6 protein-coding genes are annotated in these 5,990 nt (G+C 53.7%); 5 read left to right on the top strand and 1 reads right to left on the bottom strand.

Annotated elements, in window-relative coordinates:
• The first annotated feature begins 121 nt into the window (after nt 1–121).
• The 5 genes from ACO1NT_RS00265 (at nt 122) to ACO1NT_RS00245 (ending at nt 4,288) form a co-directional block, all read left to right on the top strand.
• The gene (locus ACO1NT_RS00265) at nt 122–403 is read left to right on the top strand and encodes a hypothetical protein (protein WP_449046296.1); all 282 of its coding nucleotides are present in this window, start codon (nt 122–124) and stop codon (nt 401–403) included.
• A 9-nt stretch (nt 404–412) separates the two neighbouring features.
• Entirely contained in the window at nt 413–1,102 is a 690-nt protein-coding gene (locus ACO1NT_RS00260; protein WP_449046295.1) for a hypothetical protein, read from the top strand.
• Nucleotides 1,103–1,211: 109 nt separating this feature from the next.
• Complete coding sequence (gene trxA, locus ACO1NT_RS00255; RefSeq protein ID WP_449046293.1) at nt 1,212–1,505, top strand: thioredoxin; 294 nt, start codon at nt 1,212–1,214, stop codon at nt 1,503–1,505.
• An 87-nt stretch (nt 1,506–1,592) separates the two neighbouring features.
• Complete coding sequence (locus ACO1NT_RS00250) at nt 1,593–2,744, top strand: aldose epimerase family protein (RefSeq protein WP_449046292.1); 1,152 nt, start codon at nt 1,593–1,595, stop codon at nt 2,742–2,744.
• A 185-nt stretch (nt 2,745–2,929) separates the two neighbouring features.
• Nucleotides 2,930–4,288, top strand: a complete 1,359-nt coding sequence (locus ACO1NT_RS00245; RefSeq protein WP_449046290.1) for a peptidoglycan DD-metalloendopeptidase family protein — start codon at nt 2,930–2,932, stop codon at nt 4,286–4,288.
• Between the two features lie 14 nt (nt 4,289–4,302).
• On the opposite strand, the gene ACO1NT_RS00240 is transcribed toward ACO1NT_RS00245, so the two are convergent.
• On the bottom strand, nt 4,303–5,990 hold a 1,688-nt coding region (locus ACO1NT_RS00240), incomplete at its 5' end, for a chloride channel protein (RefSeq protein WP_449046289.1).

The following is a 5,990-nucleotide window of genomic DNA, read 5'->3' as shown; positions in this document are numbered from 1 at the left end:
GTGGCATGAAGCAGAGGAAAACAGGTGCCTCCGGCGGGCGCTCGCCGCGCAGGCAGGTTAGGTTAATGTTGGTGGGTGGGATACCGGAAATATCTTACTTAGTTTATGAAAAATCTGTCCAATGATTGGGGGGAATTATACCTGGACTCCCGGGCCGATACCCTATGTGGCTACGAGCTATGGCTATTATCCGTTGTGGCGCGAAGGGGATGATTTGTTTTTTATGGGTAAAGACAAGGCAACTGCCGCAGCTAGTGACGTTATCGTTGCAAGTGCATTCTTTGGCATTGCGGGAGCACTCATGGCTTCTAATGCTGAGGCTGCTTTTGAAATGAAACTTGACCACCTGAATGGTGGTTTTATCCGGCTGCGTGAAATTCCCAACGTAGCTCGCCAACTTTAATTGGTTAATATGAACCGTATCACACGTATCAGCCTGAACCTGGCCTTGGGTCTGTTTTTAGGCATATCTTTTGGATGGGCACAGCAGTCGCAAACCGGCTTCGACCGGTGGCAAGTATCACTGAGCGGTGGCTATGGGTACCGGCCGGCAAAAGTCAATGCCAATGTACCCAGCGAATTTATTTCCTATGCCAAGAAATTGAAAAGTGGATGGGTATTGGATGGCACCGCTTATTATTTTCTGAACCCCAAACTGGGCTTGGGGCTGCATGCTAACCGGTTTGCCTCATCAAACAGCCTGGCAAACGTGTATGTAACCGATGTATACGGTAATACCCAATACGGTACGATGAGCGACAATATCTCCATTACGTTTATTGGCCCTGGCGCAGCCTTCCGACGTACATTTCATCAAGGAAACACCTTTCTGGTAGGTGCATCACTGGGTTACATAGGCTACCTGAATCGTTTTGAGGTAAATACCACACAGCAGCGGATCAAAGGGGCGACCGCCGGATACATCGCCCATGCCAGCTATGACATCCGATTATCGGATCATTTGTCAATCGGGGCAAAGGTTGCAGCCACTACCGGCATTCTGGGCAGGTTTACCATAGATGGAAACACGATGGAGCTGGATGACGAAAACAGGGAAAACCTCGGTCACATCGATATCGCTTTGGGAATACGATTCCGGTAACATCGCCTGTCGGAATATCCAGCCATCGTCGTCCGTTAAACTCTCGATTATTATTCGGAAATTTGTATAGCCACAACAAAGGCATCAAGGGAAACAAAACGAGGATATCATGACTTTTCAGGAAACAATCAATCAAGACAAACCGGTACTGGTCGATTTTTTTGCCGAATGGTGCGGCCCCTGCAAAACGCAGGCTCCCCTATTGGAGGAGTTGAAAGGACGCATGGGAAATGAGGCGACCATCATCAAGGTGGATGTAGACAAAAACCCGCAGGCGGCAGCCAAATTCGGTATACAGGGCGTGCCCACATTGATGATTTTCCGAAAGGGTGAGATAAAATGGCGGCAGTCCGGCGTTTTCCCCACCAATGAGCTGGAGCGGTTGCTGCGCGAAAACCTTTAGCCCGGATGATCCATTAGCTTTCGTGGTGAGGGCCGTAAATGCCACGGATATTTATATCTTTGGAGTTTAACACGAAACGGAGCACCAATGAGAATACCTACCAAGACCCTCGCCTGCGGGGTGATGACCATGGCAATTTTGGCAGCCTGCAACCACCAGCCGGATGCGCAGAAGACACAATCGGGATTGGATCGGCGCGATTTCCAGACGGTGGTAAACGGCGACTCGACCGACTTGTACGTCCTTCGCAATGCGAACGGGATGGAAGCCTGCATCACCAACTACGGCGGCCGCATCGTGTCGTTGATGGTACCCGATGCAAAGGGCGAATTTCGTGATGTGGTGCAGGGGTTTGCCCATATCGATGGGTATACTGCCGAACCTTCTTCTTTTGGCGCCACCATGGGCCGATTTGCCAACCGCATTGCCAACGGGCGCTTCGTGCTGGATGGCGATACCGTGCAACTGGACCGCAACAACGGCCAGCACACCATCCACGGCGGTGGGCAAGGCTGGCGCGGCCAAGTGTTTGATGCCAACCAACCCAACGATAGTACGCTGGTGCTGGCCTATACCTCGCCCGACGGCGAAAGTGGTTTCCCCGGCGAGGTAACCGTGCGCGTAACGTTCGCCGTGAACCAACGCAATGAACTGGCCATCAACTACGAAGCGGAAACCACCGAGAAAACCGTGATCAACCTCACCAACCACAGCTTTTTCAACCTGGGCGGCGACCCGGCAAAGACGATAATGGATCATATTTTATATGTAAACGCCACCCAGTATACCCCGCTTGATAGCACGCTCATTACCACCGGCGAAATAGAGCCCGTAGCGGGCACGCCGTTTGATTTTACCGAACCGGTACCGATCGCCACGGCATTGGCGCGCGACTCCTTAAATGCTCATCTACGGATAGCGAGCGGCATAGACCACAACTTTGTGTTGAATACCAACGGAAGCATCGACCAACCCGCCGCCCGGCTGTATGCACCCAGTAGCGGCATCGCCATGGAAGTATACACCACCGAGCCGGGCATGCAGGTGTACACCGGAAATATGCTCGATGGCTCGCGCACGGGCAAGGAACAGGTGCCCTATGCGAAACAGACCGCCATTTGCCTCGAAACACAGCACTTCCCCGATGCCCCCAACAAACCGCAATGGCCCACTACCGTGCTCGAACCGGGCGAAACCTATACCAGCACCTGCATGTACCGTTTTTCGGTGGTGCGCTGATCGGTGCCCGCGGCAGTGGCGCGGGCTGGAAATGTAAAAAAGTGTTAAAAAATAAAACTTTTTGAATAAAAATGCGTTATTTGCGTTTTTGCAACGTGTGATGGATTTGTGGTGGCGGCGGCTACCGATTAACTTAGATGAATACCGAATCAGCTTTTGGAGATTCTAACTACCTATAACAAGAAATGACCTCAAGGAAAAATGTACTTGCACTTGTTGTGCTTGGTGTAGTCGTATTGGGTGCCACTTTTATTTCGCTTTCTTCTTTTGACGCTACTCCCGAACAGCCGATGGCGCTGGCCGAACCGGAAACCGTGGCTGAAAACAGCGAAACACTATACGGGCTGGCCATGGAGGGGTTTGATATCGAAACGCAGACCGTGAAACGCAACGAGTTCTTATCGGACATCTTGCAACGCTACCAAATCGACTTGCCGAGCATATCGGTGGTCGCCGAGAAGGCCAAACCCGTATTTGATGTGCGGAAAATTGCGGCAGGCCATGATTATACCATCTTCAAGGATAAATCGGGCAAGGCCCATTATTTTGTGTACCAACCCAACCCGATTGATTACGTGGTGTACGACCTGCGCGAAGATATGGCCGTATACAAAGGGCAGAACCCCGTGGATACCAAACTCGAGACCGTAGCCGGCGTCATTCAAAGTTCGCTGTATGAAACATTGGAGGCGAATGGTGCCAGCCCCGACCTGGCGGTGCAATTAGCGGAAATATACGGTTGGGCGGTCAATTTCTACCGCATCAATAAGGGCGATTGGTTCAAACTGGTATATGAGCGCAGGTATGTAGACGGTGTGCCGGTAGGTCCGGGACGTATCGAGTCTGCCGTGTTTGGACACGATGGGAAGGAATACCAGGCGTTTTATTTTGAAGGTGCCGATGGCGAACGCGGGGCTTATTACGACGAGCATGGAAAAAGCCTGCGCCGTACATTCCTCAAAGCGCCGTTGAAGTACAGCCGGATATCATCGCGGTATTCGCTGCGGCGGTTCCACCCCGTGCAACGCCGGTGGAAAGCGCATTTGGGTACGGATTTTGCCGCTCCGCACGGCACACCGATCGTCGCTACGGCAGCCGGCGTGGTAGTGGCATCGACCTATGGCCGCGGTAACGGCAACTACGTTAAAATTAAGCACGACAACGTATATACCACGCAGTACCTGCACATGAGCAAGCGCGCCGTGAAACGCGGCCAACGGGTTAGCCAAGGGCAGGTGATTGGCTATGTGGGAAGCACCGGGCTGGCTACCGGCCCCCATGTTTGCTACCGCTTTTGGAAACATGGCAAGCAGGTGGATGCCCTGGCACAGGTGTTCCCGCCGTCGGAGCCGATCAACGAAAAATACCGTACAGCCTTTAACCGAACACGGAATGACCAACAGCAGGCGCTGGCATCGGTAGGTTTCGAAAAACAGAGCAACCTGGAAGTTTACAGCACGTTGGCATTCCACATCGACCAGCTTTTCGAGCCCGTTGAAAAGGATAGCACGCTGTTGGGTGGTTTCACGGCCAGCGTACTCTAAACGACTTCGTCGGTTTAGGTGTTCCGCTTTTTGATCAGGATTTTCTTTCCTTTTACCAGCATCCGCATGCTCGATCGTTTGATGGAGATATTGGTTCCCCGTTGCTCATTCAACGTATCTGCCGCGTCATAGGCGGCCAGGATGTTTTTATAATGCAGCAACCCGATGACGGTGCTGCCCCGCGCCGCCAATACCGGCAACACATCCACGTTTTCCTGGGTCATTTTATGGATGGCCTCCTTAAGGCTGTTTGTGGCCCGTAAGTATGCAGGCTGTCTTTTGATCAGCGATTTAATGGGTTGCCGCTGATCTTGGTGATGGGAGAATATGCTGGATGAACTGACAATGCCGATGTATTGGTAATCCGGATCGACCACGATGTAATAGTTTTCGGCGTGCCCTTCGGCGGCCGACCAATTGCGCAGTTCTTCGATGGTATTGTCTCCCTCGATGACGGTGCTGGCCTGCTCGATGGCTTGGCCCACCGTCAGTTGGTTAAGCTGGTCGGGCTGGTAAGAATCGGGCGTGTGGATACCCCGCCGTGTGATCTTCTCGGTCATGATGGTCGTATCCATAAACAAATAAGACACGAGGTACGCGCCCACGCACGAGCCCAGCAACGGCAGCATGGCATTGAACTGCCCCGTGGTCTCCAGTGCAAAGATGATGGAGGTGAGTACCGCACGCGACGCCCCTGCAAACATGGCCGACATGCCCACCAGCGCCGCCAGCGGGAGGCTGATGCCGCATGTGGGGAAAAGGGTGAGCAATACGTGGCCGCACAATAGACCAATGGCCGCCCCGATGGTTAGCAGCGGTGCCAAGGTACCCCCCGATGTACCGCTGCCGAGGGCGATGACCCACGACAGGAATTTGAGCAGGCACAGCGACAATACCACGGCCAAGGGGAGGCTGTTGTTGAGCAGGTCGGTGATGTTTTCGTAGCCAACGCCTAGCGTACGGGGGGCAAAATAGCCCACGATGCCTACCGCAAGACCACCGATGGCCGGCCACCACATCCAGTGGAACGGCAGCCGCTCGAATGCATCTTCTACCCAGTATACGGCCTTGGTGATGCCGATGGAAAGGAACCCGATAGCGATGCCAATGATGCTATAGCTAAGGATAGCCGGATTGGAGGCGGTGGGAATGATATGCTCCAACGCAAAAACGGGCGTGGCGCTGAACAGGAAATGGTGCCCGGCCGCGCCGGTGATGCACGCCAGTGATACGGCAATGAGCGATTTGGGCGTGAACTCGAAAAGCAATAACTCGATGGCCAGGAAAATGGCCGCTACCGGGCTGCCGAAGATGGCCGTCATACCCGCCGTGGCGCCGGCAGCCAGCAGGATTTTACGCTCGGAATGCGAGATTTTGAGGAGTTGGCCCAGCGTAGACCCCAATGCACCGCCGGTGGCTATGATGGGCCCCTCGGCGCCGAATGGTCCACCGGTACCGATGGCGATGGCCGACGAGATGGGTTTCAGGTAGGTGATGGAAGGCCTGATTTTACTTTGGTTGGTCAGCACCTGCTCCATGGCTTCCGGAATGCCGTGCCCCCGGATGGCCTTGGAACCGTATAATGCCATTAACCCCACAATCAACCCGCCGATAGCGGGGATGATAATGACCCATATGCCCAGGTTGGCCCCCCATGGGCTACCCTCATGGAAGGAAAGCGTGCCGTAAAAGGATAGGTTGG

The sequence above is a fragment of the Parapedobacter sp. genome (assembly GCF_053550995.1).
Note: the sequence above shows the minus strand (reverse complement) of the source record. Positions and strands in the feature narration are given on the sequence as shown.

What these genes read in the sequence shown, in the direction of transcription:
- ACO1NT_RS00260 (WP_449046295.1), top strand. Translation starts at nt 413, where the DNA reads ATGAACCGTATCACACGTATCAGCCTGAACCTGGCCTTGGGTCTGTTT.
- ACO1NT_RS00265 (WP_449046296.1), top strand. Translation starts at nt 122, where the DNA reads ATGATTGGGGGGAATTATACCTGGACTCCCGGGCCGATACCCTATGTG.
- ACO1NT_RS00245 (WP_449046290.1), top strand. Translation starts at nt 2,930, where the DNA reads ATGACCTCAAGGAAAAATGTACTTGCACTTGTTGTGCTTGGTGTAGTC.
- trxA (WP_449046293.1), top strand. Translation starts at nt 1,212, where the DNA reads ATGACTTTTCAGGAAACAATCAATCAAGACAAACCGGTACTGGTCGAT.
- ACO1NT_RS00250 (WP_449046292.1), top strand. Translation starts at nt 1,593, where the DNA reads ATGAGAATACCTACCAAGACCCTCGCCTGCGGGGTGATGACCATGGCA.